The following is a 19,229-nucleotide window of genomic DNA, read 5'->3' as shown; positions in this document are numbered from 1 at the left end:
ACGCGGAACCCGGGCGAAAGGGTGCCCGGGCCGCCCATACATGGCCGCCCGGGCACCGGATGTCAGAGCGCGACGGCGACCGGCCGGCCGCCTTCCACCGTCACCTCAAACCGGGCAAAACCGCCGTCGGCCCTGGGAACCACCACAGTCCTGCGCTGGCCCTCAACAGCGGCGAAGGCGTGGAACTCCACGTCCGTGGCCCAGTCGTACTCCGGCCGGTCCGTCACGGTTCCGAGCGGCAAGACCGCCCCCTCGCGGACGTACACCGCGGCCTCCAGCACCGAGAATTCCTTGCGGTGCCACTGCGGGCCGGCCAGCTGCTCGCCGCTTTCCAGATGGGTCCAGGTTCCCGCAGGGAGGTAGAAGTCCACGGACCCGCCCTTGCCCATCACCGGTGCAACCAGCAGCTCCGATCCGAGCATGTATTGCCGGTCGAGGTAGGCACAGGCGGGCTCCTGCGGGAATTCGAGGAACATGGGCCGCATCAGGGGTGATCCTGTCTGGTGCGCGTCCTCGGCCGATGCCAGAAGGTAAGGCATGAGCCGCATCTTCAGCCCGGTGAAGTGACGGAGCACGTCACTGGATTCATCGTCCACCAGCCAAGGCACGCGGTAGGAGTTGGAGCCATGCAGCCGGGAATGGGAGGACAGCAGCCCAAACGCGATCCACCGCTTGAACAGTTCGGGATCCGGAGTCCCCTCGAACCCGCCGATGTCGTGGCTCCAGAACGCGAATCCTGAGGATGCCAGGGACAGGCCGCCGCGGAGGGATTCGGACATGGCGGAGAACGTGGACTCGCAGTCGCCACCCCAGTGCACCGGAAGCTGCTGACCTCCGGCGGTAGCGGAGCGGGCAAAGAGCACGGCCTGGCCTTCGCCGAGCTCCTTGGAGAGCAGGTCGAACACCGTTCGGTTGTAGAGCTGCGCGTAATAGTTGTGCATTTTCTGCGGATCGGAGCCGTCGTGCCAGGCCACGTCCGTGGGGATCCGCTCGCCGAAATCGGTCTTAAAGGAATCCACGCCCTGATTCAGCAGGGTGCGCAGCTTGTCCTGGTACCAGGTCACGGCGTCCGGGTTGGTGAAGTCCACCAGGCCCATGCCCGCCTGCCACATGTCCCACTGCCACACAGAGCCGTCCGCCCGCTTGACCAGGTAGCCCCGCTCTTCACCCTCCCGGAACAAGTGCGAGCGCTGGGCGATGTACGGGTTGATCCAGACACACACCTTCAGGCCCCGCTCGTGCAGGCGCCGCAGCATGCCTTCAGGGTCCGGGAAGGTGGCCGGGTCCCAGACGAAGTCGCTCCAATGGAACGCCCTCATCCAGTGGCAGTCAAAGTGGAATACGGAGAGCGGAAGCTTGCGTTCAGCCATGCCGTCGATGAAGGACATCACGGTTTTCTCGTCGTAGTCCGTTGTGAAGGACGTGGACAGCCACAGCCCGTAGGACCAGGCCGGTACCCGGGCCGGCCGGCCGGTCAGCTCCGTGTAGCGGCGCAGGATGTCCTTGGGGGTGGGCCCGTGGATCACGAAGTACTGCAGCCGCTGGCCCTCAACGCTGAACTGCGTACGGGACACCACCTCGGACCCGATCTCGTACGACACCCGCTCCGGGTGGTTCACGAACACGCCATAGCCCGCGTTGGTGATGAAGAACGGCACGTTCTTATAGGCGAGGTCGCTCGAGGTGCCGCCGTCCTCGTTCCAGATGTCAATCGACTGCCCGTTCTTCACCAGCGGGCCAAACCGCTCCCCCAGCCCGTAGACATTGGTTCCCACGCCGAGTGTCAGCTGTTCGTGCACAAAGTGCCGGCCGTCGTCGTCGGTGATGACGCCGATGCTGCGGGGCACCGAACTTGTCAGCAGCCGGCCATCCCCCACGAAATCCACGTTCCAGTCGCCCGAGGTGCTGATGTGTGCGGTGAGGCCGCCGGAGGTGAACGTGGCGGTGCCGCCGTCGTTGGTGATGCTGACGTCCGCGCCGCCTTCCTTGAGCCCGAAGTGCGGCCCCTTCTGCACACCGCCCTGGAAGTGTTCGATGGTTACACCAATGACGTCCGGTAACGGCGACTCGAAGCTGATGGTCAGCTGCGGGCAGTTCAGGGCGTCGCCGCGCGATCTGATCTTCTGCGTGGGTGCGTACACGGTGAGTTTGTCGCCTGTGGTCTCCACATCGGACACGTCCCGCGGGTGGAGCGCGGAGAGGCCCTTTTTGTGGAGCCAGTAGCCGTCCGTGAATTTCATGCTGTTCCTCTGTTTCGGGGGTTCTTCAAGTTGGAAAGTTCGTTGGATGCGGATTCCTTGAGCACCAGCGCACCGAAGGGCGGCAGGGTGAGCTGGTCGCCGTGGGCTGCGCCGGTCAGCAAGTCCACGGACGCCCATTCGAGCCGGACGTCCTGCGGTTCACCGGAATGGTTCAGCAGGAACAGGTGCCCACCGCGGCTTGCCGCCTCCACGTGGTCCGGCAACGGCGCGGCCAGGGGATACCGGATTCCCGCCGACTCCAGCGCATCCGCCACGACCTGCTCCAGTGCCTCCGGGGGAAGGTCGGCCCCCACATACCAGGAGTGCCCGGCACCGGTTTGGTGATGTACGACGACGGGACGGCCTTCCAGCCGGCCCTCGGCAAAGTGCGCCACCACGTCGGCGGTGCTGCTGTTCAGTGCCAGGTCTTCCGCCCAGGTCCGGGCCTGCCCGGCGGGTGCCTCCCCAAACCGGATCCCCACCGGTGATCCAAGCGGGATCCATTCCTCGCCGTCCACGCCGAGCAGGTCTGCGAGTATCGCCGGGAAACGGCCGGAAGCGAGGTGGCCGTTGCTGTCCGCCACTGCGCTGAAGGGCCCAACCACCAGATGGCCGCCGCCCTGGACGTACGCGCCCAGCCCGTCCGCGTGCTCCTGGCTGAGCAGGAACAGGCTGGGAGCCAGGACCAGCTCAAACCGGCCCAGGTCCGCCGAGGGATGGACCACTTCGACGGCCAGGCCGTTCCGGTGCAGGGGCGCGTAATACGCCTGGAGCTGCTCCAGCACCTGGAGCCGGTTGGTGGGAGTGTCCGGTGATTCGGCGGCCCACCAGCTGTCCCAGTCGAACAGGACCGCGATCTTGGCCGTGCAGGGTGTTCCGGCAAGCTGGCGCAACGCTTGGAGGTCCTTGCCCAGGGCCGCGGCCTCGCCGAACACCCGCGTGTGCTCGCCCGCGAGCGGCACCACGGCGGAGTGGAAGCGTTCGGCGCCGAAGCGGGACTGGCGGAACTGGAAGAAACAGACGCCATCGGCGCCCCGGGCGACGGCAGAGAGGGCATCAACCCGGAGTTCGCCGGGCTGCTTCGGCACGTTGTGCTCCCGCCAGTTCACCCCGGAGGTGGCGGACTCGATGAGGAGCCACGGGGTGCCGCCTGAGAGTCCCCGGCAGAGGTCGTGGGTCAGCGATCCAAACCGGTGCGACTCCGGATCCGCCGGATCGGTGTACCAGTCATTGGCCACGACGTCCGTCTCGTTCGCGAAGGCGAAGTAGTCCGCCCCGCGGAAGAAGCCCATCAGGTTGGTGGTCACCGGGCTGGCGGTGTCGTAGCGGCGGATGATGTCCCGCTCCGCACAGAACAGGGACAGCAACTGGTCCGAGGTGAACCGTTGGAAGTCCAGTGCTTGGCTGGGGTTGATCAGGTACGGCGCTTTGCGCGGAGGCAGGATCTCTTCCCAGCTGCCGTAGTTCTGGCTCCAAAAGGAAGTACCCCAGGCACGGTTGAGTCCGTCCAGCGTGGTGTAGCGCCGGGTGAGCCAGGCACGAAAGGCGCGCGCGGTTTCGTCGTCGTAGCTCACCTGTCCGAGCTCGTTTCCCACGTGCCACATCGCGAGGGCGGGATGCCCCGCGTAGCGCCGGGCCAGGGACTCCGTGATGGCAGCGGCGGCCTGCCGGTACTTGGCGGATGACGGGTTGAACTGGTTGCGCGAGCCGTACCAAAGCGTGCTGCCGGCCGCGTCCATGGGCAAGGTTTCCGGATACTCGCGGCCCAGCCAGGCCGGCGGCGATGCCGTGGGCGTTGCCAGGCAGACGCGGATGCCGCCCTCGTGCAGCAGATCCAGGAGCCGGTCCAGCCAGCCGAAGTTCCGGGCACCTTCGCGGGGCTCCAGCAGGGCCCAGCTGAACACTCCCACGGTGACCAGGTTGATACCAGCCTCCTGCATCAGCCGGATGTCCTCCGGCCAGGTGTCGGCCGGCCACTGCTCGGGGTTGTAGTCAGCACCGAACAACAAGCCGGTTCGATCCGTCAGGCTGTTCAGGCTGTGGCTGCTGGGAGACATGGAAATCCTTGGTTAAATAGGGGGATGGACAATCGAAGGGCTTCAACAGCGGCCACGATCAATGATGTGGCCCGCGAGGCCGGTGTTTCCACGAGCACGGTGTCCTACGTGATGAGCGGGAAGCGGACCATATCGAAGGAAACCCGGGAAACTGTCGAAGCGGCCATGCGGAAGCTGCGTTACAGCCCTCGGTCCAGCGCCCGTGCGCTGGCCTCGAGCCGTTCCAACGTGCTGGGCCTGGTGGTGCCCCTGCGTGCGGACGTCAATGTCGGCGTCGTCATGCAGTTCGTCACCGCCGTGGTCACCACGGCCCGGACGTTTAACCAGGATGTGCTGCTGCTGACACAGGACGACGCCGGAAGCATCGAGCGCGTGACGTCGCAGTCCATGGTGGACGGGCTGCTCATGATGGACATCGAGGCCCGTGATCCGCGCATCCCGGTGCTTGCCAAACTGCAGAAACCAGCCGTGCTGATCGGGATGCCGGATGATCCGCGCGGACTGAGCTGCGTGGACTTCGACTTCGCCGCCGCGTCCCGCACCGCTGTCCGTCACCTGGCGGACCTGGGCCACCGCGGCATCGCGTTCATTGGTTCCCCGCCAGCATCCTTGCGCCGGCATGCCACCTACGCTGACCGGGCCCTGCAGGGGTTCCAGGATGCGTGCCGAGCCGCGGAAATCGCCCACGTGGCCGAGGCCTGCGAAGCCAACTCGCGTGACCTTGGGAAGGCGTTGGACCGGGTGTTCTCCGGGCCTGAGAGCATCACCGCGCTCCTGGTCCATAACGAGGGCCTGCTCCCCATGCTGCGGGAGAACCTTGGCGTCCGCGGCCTGTCCATCCCGGAGGACATCTCGGTCGCGGTGATTGCACCGGCGGACGTGGCCATGGCCGCGGCACATCCCTGGACCGCAGTTTCCATTCCCGCGATGGACATCGGCCGGGCGGCCGTGGAGATGGTGATGGACCGGCTCAGCCTGGACAAACCGGCCGAGCTGCGGCTCATTGCGCCCACCCTGACGGACGGCGAGACAACCGCCCCGGCCGTGTAACAGCAAGCCGGCTCCCATCAGGCCGGGTAGCCACACGCCGGTCATCCCTTCACCGCGCCGATCATCACGCCCTTGGTGAAGTGCTTCTGCACAAACGGGTACACCAGCAGGATGGGGACCATGGCCAGGACGATCACGGCCATCTGCAGGGCAGGGGAAGCCGCGGCGCCGTCGCCGACGTCGATCTGGCCTGGCACCGAGACGCCCTGCAGCACGTAGGAGCGCAGCACCACCTGGAGCGGGTTCATGGCGCTGTCGTTGATGTAGAGGACGGCGTTGAAGAACGCGTTCCAATAGCCCACGCCGTAGAACAGGGCGATGACGGCGGTGACGGCCTTGGACATGGGCAGGACAATCTGGGTCAGCGTGCGCCATTCACTGGCCCCGTCGATCCGGGCGCTGTCCAGGATGCCCCTGTCGATCCCCATGAAGAACCCGCGCAGGATGATGATGTTGAATACGGAGATGCAGCTGGGCAGGATCAGCGCCCAGTAGGTGTTGATCAGGCCCAGGCTGGACACCAGCAGGTAGGCCGGGATGATGCCGGCGCTGAAGAACATGGTGACCAGCAGGGTGAAGAGTATGGGGGTGTGCGCGAAGGAGCCCGGCCGGGACAGGCCATAAGCACAGAGCACGGACACCACCATGCTCAGCAGGGTGCCGGTGGCGGTCACGCCCACGGACACCAGCACGGCCCGGGTGACCACGCCGCCGCTGAGGATCTGCTGGTAGGCGGCGAGGGTGATTTCGCCGGGAATCAGGACCAGGCCGCCGGCGCGTGTGATGGTGGCCTGCGAGGAGATGCTGGTCAGCACGATGGTGTACAACGGCCCCAGGACAGCAAGGACGACGGCGGCGAGCACCACGGCCTTGACGGCTTTCGCCAGGCGTCCCGGCTCTTCGTCCCAGGCCGGCCGTTCCGGCCGGAGCCGCAGCGATTTTGAGGAGGCAAGTGGTTTGGTTGTGGTTACGCTCATTTGGAATACACACCGCTTTCGCCGAATATGTGGGCCACCTTGTTTGCCGCCAGGATCAGGGCCAGGCTGACCAGGCCCTTGATCAGTCCGGCCGCCGCCGCGTAGCTCCAGTCACCGTTCTGCACGCCCGTGTAGTAGACGAACGTGTCCAGGACCTCGGAGGCGTCCGCACCCACGGCGTCACGCTGCAGGATCATCTGCTCGAAGCCCACGGTCAGTGAGTCGCCCAGCCGCAGGATCAGCAGCAGCACAATGACGCTCCGCAGCCCCGGGAGGGTCACATGCCACATACGCTTCCAGCGGTTGGCACCGTCCACGGCCGCCGCCTCATACTGGGCGGGATCGATCGCGCTGAGGGCCGCCAGGAACACGATGATGCCCCAGCCGGCGTCCTTCCAGATCGCCTGGGAGGTGATGAGGAACAGGAACGTGTCCGGGTTGGTCATCACGTCCATGGCCTGCCAGCCGTTGGCGCGCAGCGACTGGTTGAGCAGCCCCGCGCCGCCGAAGATCTGCTGGAAGACGGAGACCACCAGCACCCAGGAAAAGAAGTGCGGCAGGTACACCACAGCCTGGATGGCCGCCCGCAACCGGGGGTTGACCAGGGAGTTCAGCAGCATGGCCAAGGCGATGGGAATGGGGAAGAAGAAAACCAGCTGGAATGCGGTGATCACCAGCGTGTTCTTGACGGCGAGCCAGAACTCCGGATCGGCCATCACCCGGCTGAAGTTCTCCATGCCCACCCAGGGGCTGTCCGGGATGCCAACGAACGGCGAATAGTCCTGGAAAGCCACCACGTTGCCCAGCATGGGCAGGTAGGCGAAGACGCCCAGCAGTATCACGGCCGGCAAGGCCATGAACACCAGGGAACGGTCCCGGTTGAACCGTACCTTCAGGCTGGCGCGGGGGCGGAGGGTCGCGTCCCCCGGCCCGCTACCCGGCCCGCCGTCCGGCGGGGTGCTGGGTGTCGACGTCGGACGCGTCGCCGGCGCCGCGAGCCGGGAGGAGGTGCCGACGTCGGGCCTTGCCGGCGTCAGGGCGGCGGCCCTGCTCTCTGTACCGGTGCTCATGTTCGCCGCCACCCCTATGCCAGGAATCCGGCGTAGAAGTCGCGTAGCTCGTCGCCGCCCTTGCTCTTCCAGGTGGCGATGGCGCTGTCCAGGTCGGGCATGCCCTTGCGGCCGCGGATGATGTCCTTCGCCAGGTCCTCGAACGGCTTGCCGAGGGAGCCGAACTTGGCCGGTTCCTGGATCTGCATACCGAAGAAGATGTCCTCCTGGACGTTCGGTGCCTGGCGGGCTTCCCACTCGGACTGGGACTGGACCAGGCCGGGGTACTGGACCATGGAGTTCACGATCGGAGCGTTGACCAGGAAGGCGTAGGTGCTGGTCACTTCCTGGGTCCCCTTGGCGGTGGCCTGCGGAATACCCTGTGAGTCGCGGGTGTAGTGCACGCCTTCGACTCCGCTATTGATGAGGACGTTCTCCTCGGTGCCGAACGGTGCGGCAATGAAGTTGGCCAGCGCCAGCATCTCCTCGACCTTGGCCGGGTCCGTCTTCTTGATGAAGCTGAAGATCGCCGCGGGCTGGGCCCGGAACAGGGTGGGTTTGCCGCCGTCCGGGGCGAAGTAGTCCATGGGCTGCATGTTGAACTTGGGGTTGGACGGCAGGACGCGTGCCAGCGCCTCGTGCCAGCCGCCCATGCCGTCCGAGGTCATCAGGGTGGCGCCGGATTCGAAGCGCTGCTTGGCCTGCTGCGAGTTTCCGGCAACTGCGTCCGGGTGGACGGAGCCGTCGGCGAACAGCTTGGCGGTCCATTCCAGGGCGGCGCGGTATTCGTCGGTTTCGAACTTGTTCTGGAGCTTGCCGTCCACCTTTTTCCACTTGGGGACCACTCCGTGCATGATCTGCGCACCCGTCCAGATGTCCTCTGAACCCCAGCGGTTCTTGGAAGCGTCCGTGAGTTCCTTCGCGACGCTGCGGTATTCGTCAGCGGACGTGGGCGGTTCGACGCCGAGTTCCTCGAAGAGGTCCGCCCGGTAGAAGATGGCGTCGGAGATCAGGGCGCCCGGGTAGGGCAGTCCATACAGTCCGCCTTCGAAGCAGCCCATCTTCCAGGCCGCCGTGGGGATGTTGGCCAGGTTGGGGTACTTCTTGACCTTGTCGCCGGCCAGGAACGGCGAGAGGTCGGTGAAGATGCTGGTGGCGGCCTGGCCGAAGCGTGGCGGCATGTTCCATGCGGGGATCACCATCCAGTCCGGTACATCCTTCGGCGAAGCGAGGACCGTCTGGACCTTGTCGGCGTAGGCGTTGCCGTCGTTGACCTGGAAATTGATGGTGGCGCCCAGCTTTTCATTGACGGCCTTGTAGTAGGTGTTATCCGGCAAAGCGGGCGGGACCGCCCACCACGCCGGGGCCATGGCGGTGTAGGTCCCGCCGGAGCCGGGCGTGCTGGCCACTGATTTGACCAGGGACTTCGGAATGGACGTGAAGCCGGGCGTCGAACCGTTGACCGACGGGATGTCCGGCTTGACCAGGTCCACCGGGATGTAGGACGGGACCAGTTTGGCCACGGTTTCGGCGAGGCCGCCGGAAGTGGTTGCCTGCGGAGCCGCCGCCCCGGTTCCGCAAGCCGTCAGTGCCGCGGGCGCAGCGGCCAGGAACACGGCACCGCTGAGGATGCCCAGGAAGGAACGGCGGTTGACGCCGGTGGAGCCGGCCTCGACGAGGAGGTTGGAACCCGTTTTCTGGGGACGGCGGCTTCGTGTCGGATCCGCATGGTGACCAAGCATAATCAGCACTCCTTTGTGGTGGATATTGCGTCGATGATTTCGAAGTTTGTCGAATCGCTTCGATTAACGATCAGCGTAGAGCATCCAGATTTCACCCGCAAGACTCAAACGTGTTGCGTGTCACAGGGTGCGATGCCACACTGGATGTCGATGCATTTGTAGAAGCGTTTAAACAACCCGTCGTACAGTCACCGCCGATTGGACCCACCGTGCCCCCTGCCGCTTCAGCCTCCACCGCAGCCATCACCAAGGCGCAAAGTCTTCTGGACTCGCTCTCCCGTGACCAGAAGATCGCCATGCTCCACCAGCACGCGCCCGCCGTCGAATCCCTGGGCCTGGCCCGGTTCCACACCGGAGCCGAGGCGGCACACGGAGTTGCGTGGCTGGGCCCCGCCACGGTGTTTCCGCAGCCTGTGGGCCTGGCTGCCAGCTGGGATGAGGACCTGATCCGCCGGGTGGGCACCGCGGTCGCGCGCGAGGTCCGGGGCAAGAAGGCGGTGGACGCCACCGTGAGCACCAACGTGTGGGCTCCGGTGGTGAACCCGCTGCGCCACCCGCTCTGGGGCCGCAACGAGGAAGGCTTCTCCGAGGATCCGCACCTCACCGCTGCACTGGCCGGAGCGTACTGTGCAGGGCTGAAAGGCGATCATGAACGCTACTGGCTGACGGTGCCCACGCTGAAGCATTTCCTGGCCTACAACAACGAGGCAGACCGGAACGTTTCCAGCAGTCAACTGCGGGCGAGGGTGCTGCACGAATACGAGCTTCCGGCCTACCGCGGCCCCATCGAAGACGGCGTGGCCGGCGCCGTCATGCTGTCGTACAACCTGGTCAACGGCCGGCCCGCCCACGTCTCGGACCTGGTGGCCGGCGAGCTGCGGCAGTGGCGGAACGGCGAGGACATCGCCATCGTCACAGACGCAGGTGCCCCGTCCTCGCTGTACACGGCGGAGAAGTATTTCGACGACGGCCCGTCCGCCTACGCGGCCGCCCTCCGCGCCGGGGTGGACAACTTCACCGAGGATAGCGACAACCCGGAGCCGTCCCTCAGGCACCTGCACCAAGCTCTGGACCGAGGGCTGATCACCGAGGCGGACATCGACCGCGCCGTCCTCCGACTCCTCACCCTGCGGGAACGGACCGGCGAATTCGAACCCGACGGCGGCCCATACGGCGCCCTCGGCCCTGAACTCGTGGGTGATCCGGCCCACGTGGCGCTGGCCCGGGAAGCGGCCCGGAAGTCGGTGGTATTGCTCCGGAACGCACCCGCTGCCGGCACGGCGGATCCCCTGCTTCCGCTTGGCCCGAATCCCGGAAAGGTTGCCGTGATTGGCGCCCTGGGTTCCACGGTACTCAGCGACTGGTACAGCGGCACCCTGCAGGATGAGGTCAGCATCTTCGAAGGCCTGTCCGCGCGGTACGGCGACGTGGTGGCGGAAGCGGGCGTAGATTTGGTCTCCCTCCGGTGCGTCCGGACCGGCACCTACCCCGGCGCCGGCAACCCCAAAACCTCCCTGACTGCCGGTGCGGCCGCGCCAGGGCCGGACGAAGCGTTCCTGCTCAAGGACTGGGGCGACGGCGAATGCACCCTGCAGTCCCCCGTCACTGACAAGTTCGTAACCGCCGACGGCTACTACCTGAGCGCATCAGCGGCCAGGGTGGGCGGCTGGGTGGTGCAGGAAACGTTCCGGCTGCACCCGGGAGTGGACGGGACGGTGTCCATCCAGCACATCGGCACCGGCAAATGGATCCGGATTGAGGCGCACACCGGAAGCGCAGCCCTGTCCGCCGGGACCGAAGAAGCAGCGGACCGCTTCGCCCTGCGGACCGTCCGCTCCGGCCAACAGGCCGCCCGGGAGGCTGCCGCCGCGGCCGATGTCGCCGTCGTAGTAGTAGGGAATGATCCGCACCTGGGCGGCCGGGAAACCATCGACAGGGCCACGCTGGCACTGCCAGAGCCCGAGCAGGAACTCATCCGGCTGGTCCGGGAAGCGAACCCCCGGACCGTCCTGGTGATCGTCTCCTCCTACCCCTACGCGCTGGGACCGCTGGCTGACACTCCTGCCGTTGTGTGGACCTCGCACGGCGGCCAGGAACTGGGCAATGGCCTGGCGGACATCCTCAGCGGCGATTTTGAGCCCACCGGACGGCTGGCCCAGACCTGGTGGCAGCGCGACGAGGACCTGCCAGGAATCCTGGACTACGACCTCATCTCCTCCCACAGCACGTACCTGTACAGCACCGCCGAGCCGCTGTACGCGCTGGGCCATGGCCTCAGCTACAGCCCGGTCAGCTACGAATCCGCTGTTCTGGCGGGCGACGGGCTGTCGGGCTCGCTATCGGACGGCGGTATCGACGTGGCGGTGCGCAACACCGGCACGCGGACCGCGCACGAGCTCGTGCAGGTCTACGCTGCCTCCCCGGGGCACCGTTTCGAGTTCCCGCGGCGACTCCTGGTGGCGTACCGCCGGGTCGAGCTGGCACCCGGCGAGCGCCGGACCGTGCGGATTCCGGTGCCACTGGAGCGGCTGGCCACGTTCAGCGTCACGGCCGGGCGGATGCTGGTGGAGCCGGGGACGTACGAAGTGATGGTCGGTCCGTCGGCCAACTGCCTGCCTCTGGGTGTCGAGCTGTCCGTGAGCGGTGAGGGAAGCGGTCCGCGCCAGCGCGGTGCCTGGATCCGCGCCGAGCTTTTTGACGAATGTTCCAACCTCGCGCTGGTGCCGGAGACGCCGCTGGCTGGCACCGCCGTCGCGCCTTGCTCACCGCAGGAAAGTGCGACGGCGGTCTACCGCGGCTGGCAAGGCAACACGCCTGAGTGCGTGGCGCTGCGGCTCACGGCGTCCGGTCCCGGAAGGGTGGCCGTTCAGTTGCCTGGGCGCGGGGGCACGTGGACGGATTCCGCAGCGGCAACCGTTAATTCCGGGTTCGACGGCGAACTGGCACTGGTGCTGGCCAGCGGTGCGTTGGACGGCGCCGGCCCGGAGGCGGTGCGGATTGTCCTGGCCGGTCCGCTGACAATGAGCGAGCTGCAGGTGGCCTGACGGCGCGGGTGCCCGGGCTGCGGCTTATCCTTGGACGGTGGATCTCGTTCAGGCTCTCCTCTCGTTCGCCGTCGTCGCTGGTCTGTTGACCGTGGTTCCGGGCATCGACACCGCATTGGTGCTCCGGTCCTCCATCTCAAAGTCGCGGAGCTTCGCGTTTGCCACGGCGCTGGGGATCAACACGGGCACCATGGTGTGGGGAATCGCCGCAGCCGTTGGCGTCTCGGCGCTGGTGGCGGCGTCGGAACTCGCCTACCGCGCACTCACCCTCGCGGGCGCTGCGTACATGGTCTGGCTCGGCGCGTCCCTGCTGTGGAAAAGCCGCGGCACGGCCTCTGCGGCGGGGTTGGCCGACCTCTCCTCGCCGATACCCCCGGGCCGCCAGCTGTTCCAGGGCTGGCTCACTGGGACCGGAACCAACCTGCTCAACCCCAAGGTGGGGGTCTTCTACATTGCCACGATCCCGCAGTTCATCCCCGACGGCACCCCACCCCTGCTCATGGGAGTGTTGCTTGCTGGAGTCCACTGTGCCCTGGGCCTGGCCTGGTCAACGTTCCTGATCTACGGCGTCGGGCTGGCATCACGATGGCTCAAGGGCGCCCGAAGCGTGAAGATCATCGACCGCATCACGGGTACGGTCCTGGTGGGCTTCGGGCTTAGACTCGTCCTCGAACCGCGTCACTAGGCCAGGCGACAGGCCACTCCAGGTGGTCCGCCTACAGGGTGGCCGGATCGGTGTTGGCGCCGCAGAGGATCACCGCAACGCGCTCCCCCGCGGCGGGAACATAGGCACTGGCGTGCAGCGCGGCGAATGCTGCCGCCGCACCGTGTTCCACCACGAGGCGGTACTCATCCCAGAGCCGGCTGCGGGCGGCGACTATATCGGCGTCGGACACCAGGACGCTTTCGACGCCGGTCCTGACCGCTACGGCAAACCCAATCCCGCCGATCCTGCGGGCTCCCAGGGAGTCGGCGGCGACGCCGGACACCGCCACGTCCACGGGATGCCCGGCTGCGAGCGCCGCATGGAGCGTGGGGGCGGTTTCCGGCTCGACGGCCACCACCTTGGCGCGGCCTTCAACGGCTGCCGCGATTCCGGCCATCAGCCCGCCGCCGCCCACTGCCACCAGCACGGTATCCACACTGCCCAGCTGGTCCAGCAGTTCGGACCCCACAGTGCCGGCGCCGGCAGCGATCTCGGGCTGGTCGTAGGCGTGGCAGTACACGGCCCCGGTTTGTGCGGCATGGGCGGTGGCGGCCTCATAGGCCACGGCGTATTCGGCACCGCGCTGGACCACCGTGGCGCCGATCGCCTTAAGCTTTTGGACTTTAACTGCGGGCGCCGACTCCGGCACAAAGACACTTGCCGGGACGCCCAGCTGGGCGGCGGCATACGCGTTGGCGAGCCCGGCATTCCCGCCGGAGGCCACCACCACCCCCACGTCCGGGTGCAGTTCCCCTCGCTCCTTGCTGGCGAGGATCCTGTTGAGCGCACCGCGTGCCTTGAAGGTGCCGGTGTGCTGCATGAATTCGCATTTGAACCAGACCGGGCCCGGAAAGGCGCCAGGGTCCGCTTCGAGGACGGGTGTCAGTCGGGTGAGGCCTTTGATCCGGGCAGCGGCCAGGTCCACATCGGCGCGGGTGATCATGAAGGACTCCTGGGTAGGGCTGGTGGGCCACTCCAGCCTAGCGAAGCCATCGGTTGCTCCGATAACGCCGTTTTGAGCCCTCTAAAGGGCGTTACCGGAGCAATCGTTGGGCCTCGCCGTCCCGGGTTCCTGTGTCGACGGCGACTGGGCATCGATTTACCTTTGTGCCTGTCTCAGACTGCCTGGCCAAGTTCCTGCCTGGCCAAGTTCGCCTCCTTCCCGGGCAAGGGTCAGGGAGGGACGCTGCAGCCTGTCGAGTGCTGCCGCAGCCTGGCTGCCTGGTTCGGCGGTGTAGGTGAGGATGCGGTGGCCGGAATCATCCGGCATCGTCAGGACCTCGAATCCCAACTCCAGGGCGCCGAGTTGCGGGTGGTTGAGTGCCTTATGCCCTGACATGCAGTTCTCCACCGGGTGTTCAGCCCACATTGTCGCGAAATCCGGGCTCTTGAGGGTCAGCTCTCCAACGAGGGCGGCGAGCCCGGCGTCGTCAGCGAACCGTCCGGAAAGCAGCCGCAAGGAAGCGACGGCGCGGCTGGCCTCCGCCCGCCACTGCGGATAGAGGCTGCGGGTGGCCTCGTCGAGGAAAAGCATCCGCGTCAGGTTCGGCCGTTCGGACGGTATGCCCGGGGCGTAGAAGTCCAGTTGGGAAGCAACCAGCCTGTGTCCGGCCTGGTTCCAGGCGAGGACTTCGGTGCGTTTGCCCAACACAACAGCCGGAACCGGCCCCATGGAATCGACCAGGCGCTTCGTTCCTGGCCGGACCTGGTCAGGACGGTTCCGGGAAGCTTTGGGTGTGCGGCGTTTGTGACCGGAGAGGTCGGCGAGGTGTTTTCGTTCGACCTCGGTCAGGGCCAGGGCCCGGGCGAGGGAATCGACGACGGCGTCAGAGGCGTTGAGATGCTGGCCCTGTTCCAGCCTGGCGTAGTAGGTCACGCTCATGCCGGCGAGCATAGCCACTTCCTCCCGTCGCAGCCCGGGTACGCGGCGGGTGCCGTAGTCCATCAGCCCGACGTCCGCCGGGGTCAGGGCAGCGCGTCGTTTGCGGAGGAAGTTGCCCATGGCTGCCGGTTGGTTCATAACTGTGAGTATTCACGAACATTCCCGAACGTGGGTAGCACTGGCAGTGCTACCCACAACACGGCGTGGCTGTTCCTGTCCGGCGTCGGCAGGGTTGAGAGGAAAACCCGCCCCTGCAGTTTAGTGATTGGATCCTTCCGCCATGACAGCACACCAGAGAACACGCCTGCCGCAAACCACACCCCCAGAGCCGGCAACCGTGGCACTTCAGCAAAGTTCCCTCCGGATGACCGGACGGCAGCGGCTCATCATGGTGCTGCTGTTGACGGCAAGTTTCACCCTCGCGGTGGACTTCTCCATCTTGAACGTCGCGCTGCCGCGGATCGGCGCGGACGTGGGGTTCTCCCTGGAACACCTGCAGTGGATAGCGACGTCCTTCGCCCTGTGCGCGGCTGGGTTTACCTTGTTCTTCGGCCGGGTCGCTGACCTGTTTGGCCGCAAACGGCTGTTCATCACCGGCATGGCGCTTCTCGGGATCGGTTCACTGGCAGGTGGGCTCGCCACCGACCCCGGGCTGCTGCTCGCCGCCCGCGCCGCTCAGGGCCTGGCCACCGCCGCGGTGACCCCGGCTGCGTTGTCGCTGCTCACCACCTCCTTCCCGGAGGGTCCGCTGCGGGACAAAGCACTCGGCCTGAACGGCTCGCTGATGGCCGCGGGGTTCACCGCCGGCGCCGTCCTGGGCGGGCTCCTGACCGATCTGTTGTCCTGGCGCTGGGCGTTCTTCATCAACATTCCCATCGCCATCTTCGTTCTGGTCCTCGCTCCGAAGTTCCTCACCGAGTCCTCCCGCGGGAACAACACCAGGCTTGATGTCCCGGGCGCTTTCACGGTGACTCTCGCCCTGCTTTTGCTGGTCTTCGGGCTGACCACTGCCGGTGAAAAGGGCTGGGCCGAACCGCTCGCCTGGGCGCCGCTGGCAGCGGGCCTGCTCCTTTTCGTCGTGTTCTTCCTTATCGAGAAGAACACTGCCCACGCGCTCGTACCTGTGACCATCCTTGGGAGGAACAACATTGCCTGGGGCAACATCGCCGGGATCCTGGCCTTTGCCACCGAAACGTCCCTCGTGTTCGTGCTGACCCTCTACCTCCAGCAGGTCCTTGGCTACACGCCGCTCGGGGCTGGACTCGCCTTCGCCGTCCTCGGCGCCGGCACCGTGGCAGGCGGGATCATCGCCCCTCACCTGATCGGCAAACTCGGCACCAAGAAGACCATCATCAGCGGCCTCACAGTGCAGGCCGCCGCCACTGGATCGCTGCTCTTCCTCAACACAGACCAGGCCTCCTTGGCCATCGTGCTGATCGCAACGTTCGTCGGCGGCGTCGCGAACCTCGCAGCGATTGTCGGATTCATGGTCACTGCCACCACGGGGCTCCCCAACACCGAACAGGGCCTGGCTACCGGACTGACCACCATGAGCCAGCAAATCGGAATCACCATGGGAATTCCCGTCATGAGCAGCATCATCGCGGCGTCCCTGCTCCAGTCCGGTGTCGCCGGACCGGAGCAGGTGCTGGCTGCGGTGCTGCCGGCAATCGGAATCAACGCCGGCCTCTGCCTCGCAACAGCGGCAACCGTCGGGTTCTTCCTCCGCGCGCCCGCTGAACACGAGCCCGCTGAACACGGCCCGTTGAACAGCGTCCGTTTGAACGCAGGCTCCTAGCGGACCCCGGCGGCCGTGGTGGGAAGGGCCGGCGCTTCGTTGTCAGGTTCCATGCCCGCTGTCGGAACGGCCGCCGTCGTGCTTTCCCGCGCCGGACTTTCGGCAGGCTCCCCATCAGGCAACTCGCCACGGAAGGCGCGGAGCATGGCTTCGCGGTCGAACTGGCCCTCCCATTTGGCCACCACGAACGTGGCCACGCAGTTGCCCAGGAGGTTTACGGAAACACGCATGGAATCCATGAGCCGGTCGGCGCCGAGCAGCAGCGCAACGCCGGCCACCGGGAAGATGCCCAGGGCACCGGCGGTGGCGGAGAGCGCCAGGAACGCGGAACCCGGGACGCCGGCCATGCCTTTGGAGGTGAGCATCAGGATGCCCAGTGCGGCCAACTGCTGGCCAAGGTCCAGGTTGTGCCCGAAAGCCTGGGCTAGGAAGAGCAGGGAGATGGACAAGTAGAGGGCGGCGCCGTCGAGGTTGAAGGAGTAGCCCGTGGGAACCACCAGGCCCGTGGTGGCGCGGGAGCAGCCGGCGTTGGTCAGCTTGGTCATGATGCGGGGCAGCACCGATTCCGTGGAGGCGGTGCCGAGCGCCAGCAGGAACTCCTCACGGGAATACTTGATGAACTGCCAGAGTGGGACGCGCGGATACACCCACGCCACCACGAACAGGAGTCCAATGAAGACGATGGCGGCGCCGTAGCAGGCGGCGATCAGCAGCGCGTAAGTGCTCAGCGAACCCAGGCCGTACTGGCCGATGATGAAGGCCATGGCCCCGAACGCACCGATGGGCGCCACACGCATGACCCAGGCCATGATCTTGAAGAAAAGTTCCAGGACCGTCTCCAGCAGGCTGATCACCGGCATGCACCGCTCACGGCCAACCACCACGATTGCGGCTCCGAAGAAGACCGAGAAGCAAAGCACCTGCAGCAGGCTGTTGTTGGCGAAGGCTCCCACGACGCTGGTGGGGATGACGCCGAGGAGGAACTGGCCGGCGTCCTTGGGCGGCGCGGTGCCTGTCTTGGCGTTAAGGGCATCCTGGGACAGCGCACTGGGGTCGATGTTGAGTCCTGCGCCCGGCTGGACGATGTTGCCGACCACCAGGCCAAACACCAAGGCGAACAGGGTTGCTGCCGTGAAGTAGACCAGGGCCTTCACCCCCACCCTGCCCACTGCTTTGACGTCGCCCACCGCCGAGATGCCGGTGACAATCACCAGGAAAATCAAGGGGGCGATGATCATTTTGATGAGCTGAATAAAGCCGTCGCCCAGCGGACGCAGGCCTGACCCTATGTCGGGCCAGAAGTGTCCTATACCGATTCCCAGGCACACGGCGATGAGGATCTGGAAAAAGAGGGAAGTGTAGAACGGCTTCTTCGTCCGGGCCGGAACTGCAGGCGCCGGAGCGCCGGATGCTGAGGCCGCAGGGGCGGAGGGAGGAATCATGGCGTCGCCTATCAACGTAGGAGCGGCAGGAGGCCGCTTCGGTCATACGCAACGCTAGGGATACAGTGTTTCGCGCAGGATAAATCCGTAGTACGGAAATGTTTAACCGCAAAATGGAAAAGTTGGCCGTTTGCTCAGTTCAGGGACAGGATCAAGTAGAGGGCCGTGAGGACCACGACGGTTGGTGTCATGACCAGGCGCTCCGGTTTGCTGCGGGAGATCCCGTTCAGCACGATGCCCAGTGTGAAGTAGCCTGTCAGGACCCAGCAGGTGACATCCGTGAAGCCCTCGCTGACCAGCGGTGCGGCCAGGCCGGCCTTGGCCAGAGCCACGTAGGCGATAAGGACATAGAGGACAATGGAGGTGGCGCTGCCGATCCGGAGCTTGGTGGGGAGCACGTTGTGCTGGCCGCCCCAGGCAAACCTCCCCAGCGGCGCTCCGGCAATAAGGGCCGCCTGGAAGATGGCCAGGGCGGCCAGAATGACGCACGCGGCGATGGCGGCAAGCTGAACAATTGGCACCGGGGCGCACACTCCTGTTGTCACTGGCATGCCCCTGCAGGCAAGCATCGGGTTTCAGCTTATTGTGACCTCCGCCGCATGGCGGGATGATCACGCCGTCCCTACCGTTAAACCATTGGCGAAAGGAGGCCACGTGCTTATTGTCTTAACCGGAATCGACGGCTCGGGAAAATCCACGGCCGCCCGCGCCTTGGTGTCCGCGATCCAGGCCGAGGGCAGGAATGCCCTGCTGCTCAGCAACCACGCCGGCCGGCGAAGCATGTCCTTACTGGCTCAGCGGCTCGGCATCCAGTGGCCGCACCGCCTTGCCGACGCTGCGGAAACCACCCTTCGATTGGTCAACGTTTTGATCTCCCACGCCAAGGCAAGCCGGTTCGATGGCCTGGTGGTCATGGACCGCCACCTCCACTGCCAACTGGCCCTGCGTGCTGCCAAGGGTTTGCCCCGGGGCCGGCTGCTCCCGTGGCTCCTGTCCGTTCTGCCCGCACCCGCTGCAGTGGTGTACCTGGACGTGGAGCCGGCGTTGGCGCACCAGCGCATCGTGGCCCGCGGCACCGACGCGGAGACCCTGGAGGACCTGGAAGCCTTGCGTACCGCCTACCGTTCCATGCCTGAATATCCGGACTTCGTGCAGCTCGACGCGAACTGCCCGCCGGCCGAAGTGGTGGCCCGCCTGGCCCGGATCGTGGGCAAGGAGGCCGCGGCTCTCAGCTGCTAGACC

Annotated in this window: 14 protein-coding genes; 5 read left to right on the top strand and 9 right to left on the bottom strand. The window is 66.1% G+C overall.

Annotation, left to right across the window (positions count from 1 at the left end):
• Nucleotides 1-62: 62 nt before the first annotated feature.
• Together yicI and V9L17_RS19360 are read right to left on the bottom strand one after the other, a co-directional pair.
• Entirely contained in the window at nt 63-2,240 is a 2,178-nt protein-coding gene (gene yicI, locus V9L17_RS19365) for an alpha-xylosidase (RefSeq protein ID WP_337352557.1), read from the bottom strand.
• Entirely contained in the window at nt 2,237-4,297 is a 2,061-nt protein-coding gene (locus V9L17_RS19360) for a beta-galactosidase (RefSeq protein ID WP_337352556.1), read from the bottom strand. Before V9L17_RS19360 ends, yicI begins: the two co-directional genes overlap by 4 nt.
• Before the next feature lie 24 nt (nt 4,298-4,321).
• Here V9L17_RS19360 and V9L17_RS19355 point away from each other — a divergent pair, with 24 nt between their 5' ends.
• Nucleotides 4,322-5,347, top strand: coding sequence for a LacI family DNA-binding transcriptional regulator (locus V9L17_RS19355; protein WP_337352555.1), 1,026 nt, complete (start codon nt 4,322-4,324; stop codon nt 5,345-5,347).
• A 41-nt stretch (nt 5,348-5,388) separates the two neighbouring features.
• On the opposite strand, the gene V9L17_RS19350 is transcribed toward V9L17_RS19355, so the two are convergent.
• From V9L17_RS19350 to V9L17_RS19340, 3 genes are read right to left on the bottom strand one after another with little or no spacing between them, the layout of a single operon-like run.
• Entirely contained in the window at nt 5,389-6,324 is a 936-nt protein-coding gene (locus V9L17_RS19350; protein WP_337352554.1) for a carbohydrate ABC transporter permease, read from the bottom strand.
• Complete coding sequence (locus V9L17_RS19345) at nt 6,321-7,394, bottom strand: ABC transporter permease (protein ID WP_337352553.1); 1,074 nt, start codon at nt 7,392-7,394, stop codon at nt 6,321-6,323. The genes V9L17_RS19350 and V9L17_RS19345 overlap by 4 nt, the downstream gene beginning before the upstream one ends.
• 14 nt (nt 7,395-7,408) lie before the next feature.
• Nucleotides 7,409-9,115, bottom strand: a complete 1,707-nt coding sequence (locus V9L17_RS19340; RefSeq protein ID WP_337352552.1) for an extracellular solute-binding protein — start codon at nt 9,113-9,115, stop codon at nt 7,409-7,411.
• A gap of 209 nt (nt 9,116-9,324) precedes the next feature.
• On the opposite strand from V9L17_RS19340, the gene V9L17_RS19335 reads away from it, so the two are divergent.
• Both V9L17_RS19335 and V9L17_RS19330 read left to right on the top strand, forming a co-directional pair.
• Nucleotides 9,325-12,159, top strand: coding sequence for a glycoside hydrolase family 3 C-terminal domain-containing protein (locus V9L17_RS19335; protein WP_337352551.1), 2,835 nt, complete (start codon nt 9,325-9,327; stop codon nt 12,157-12,159).
• A gap of 37 nt (nt 12,160-12,196) precedes the next feature.
• Nucleotides 12,197-12,844 carry a LysE family translocator gene (locus V9L17_RS19330; protein WP_337348938.1) on the top strand — a complete coding sequence of 216 codons (648 nt, stop codon included), beginning with the start codon at nt 12,197-12,199 and terminating at the stop codon, nt 12,842-12,844.
• 31 nt (nt 12,845-12,875) lie between these two features.
• Here the strand turns inward: V9L17_RS19330 and V9L17_RS19325 are convergent, their stop codons facing one another.
• The gene (locus tag V9L17_RS19325) at nt 12,876-13,808 is read right to left on the bottom strand and encodes a threonine/serine dehydratase (RefSeq protein WP_337352550.1); all 933 of its coding nucleotides are present in this window, start codon (nt 13,806-13,808) and stop codon (nt 12,876-12,878) included.
• 156 nt (nt 13,809-13,964) lie between these two features.
• Nucleotides 13,965-14,885, bottom strand: a complete 921-nt coding sequence (locus tag V9L17_RS19320) for a helix-turn-helix transcriptional regulator (protein WP_337352549.1) — start codon at nt 14,883-14,885, stop codon at nt 13,965-13,967.
• A gap of 142 nt (nt 14,886-15,027) precedes the next feature.
• Between V9L17_RS19320 and V9L17_RS19315 the strand changes: the two genes are divergently transcribed.
• Nucleotides 15,028-16,545 carry an MFS transporter gene (locus V9L17_RS19315; protein ID WP_337352548.1) on the top strand — a complete coding sequence of 506 codons (1,518 nt, stop codon included), beginning with the start codon at nt 15,028-15,030 and terminating at the stop codon, nt 16,543-16,545.
• Here the strand turns inward: V9L17_RS19315 and V9L17_RS19310 are convergent.
• On the bottom strand, nt 16,542-17,987 hold the full coding sequence (locus tag V9L17_RS19310) for a cation:dicarboxylate symporter family transporter (RefSeq protein WP_337349059.1): 1,446 nt from the start codon (nt 17,985-17,987) through the stop codon (nt 16,542-16,544). The two genes, V9L17_RS19315 and V9L17_RS19310, sit on opposite strands and share 4 nt — an antisense overlap.
• A gap of 134 nt (nt 17,988-18,121) precedes the next feature.
• Nucleotides 18,122-18,508 (bottom strand): hypothetical protein, encoded by a 387-nt coding sequence (locus V9L17_RS19305; RefSeq protein ID WP_337352547.1) that lies wholly within the window; start codon nt 18,506-18,508, stop codon nt 18,122-18,124.
• Nucleotides 18,509-18,641: 133 nt separating this feature from the next.
• Between V9L17_RS19305 and V9L17_RS19300 the strand changes: the two genes are divergently transcribed.
• A complete protein-coding gene (locus tag V9L17_RS19300; RefSeq protein WP_337352546.1) occupies nt 18,642-19,226 on the top strand; it encodes a dTMP kinase in 585 nt (194 codons plus the stop codon).
• Nucleotides 19,227-19,229: the final 3 nt, after the last annotated feature.

It is taken from the genome of Pseudarthrobacter sp. CCNWLW207 (genome assembly GCF_037203945.1).
GTDB lineage: Bacteria > Actinomycetota > Actinomycetes > Actinomycetales > Micrococcaceae > Arthrobacter.
Note: the sequence above shows the minus strand (reverse complement) of the source record. Positions and strands in the feature narration are given on the sequence as shown.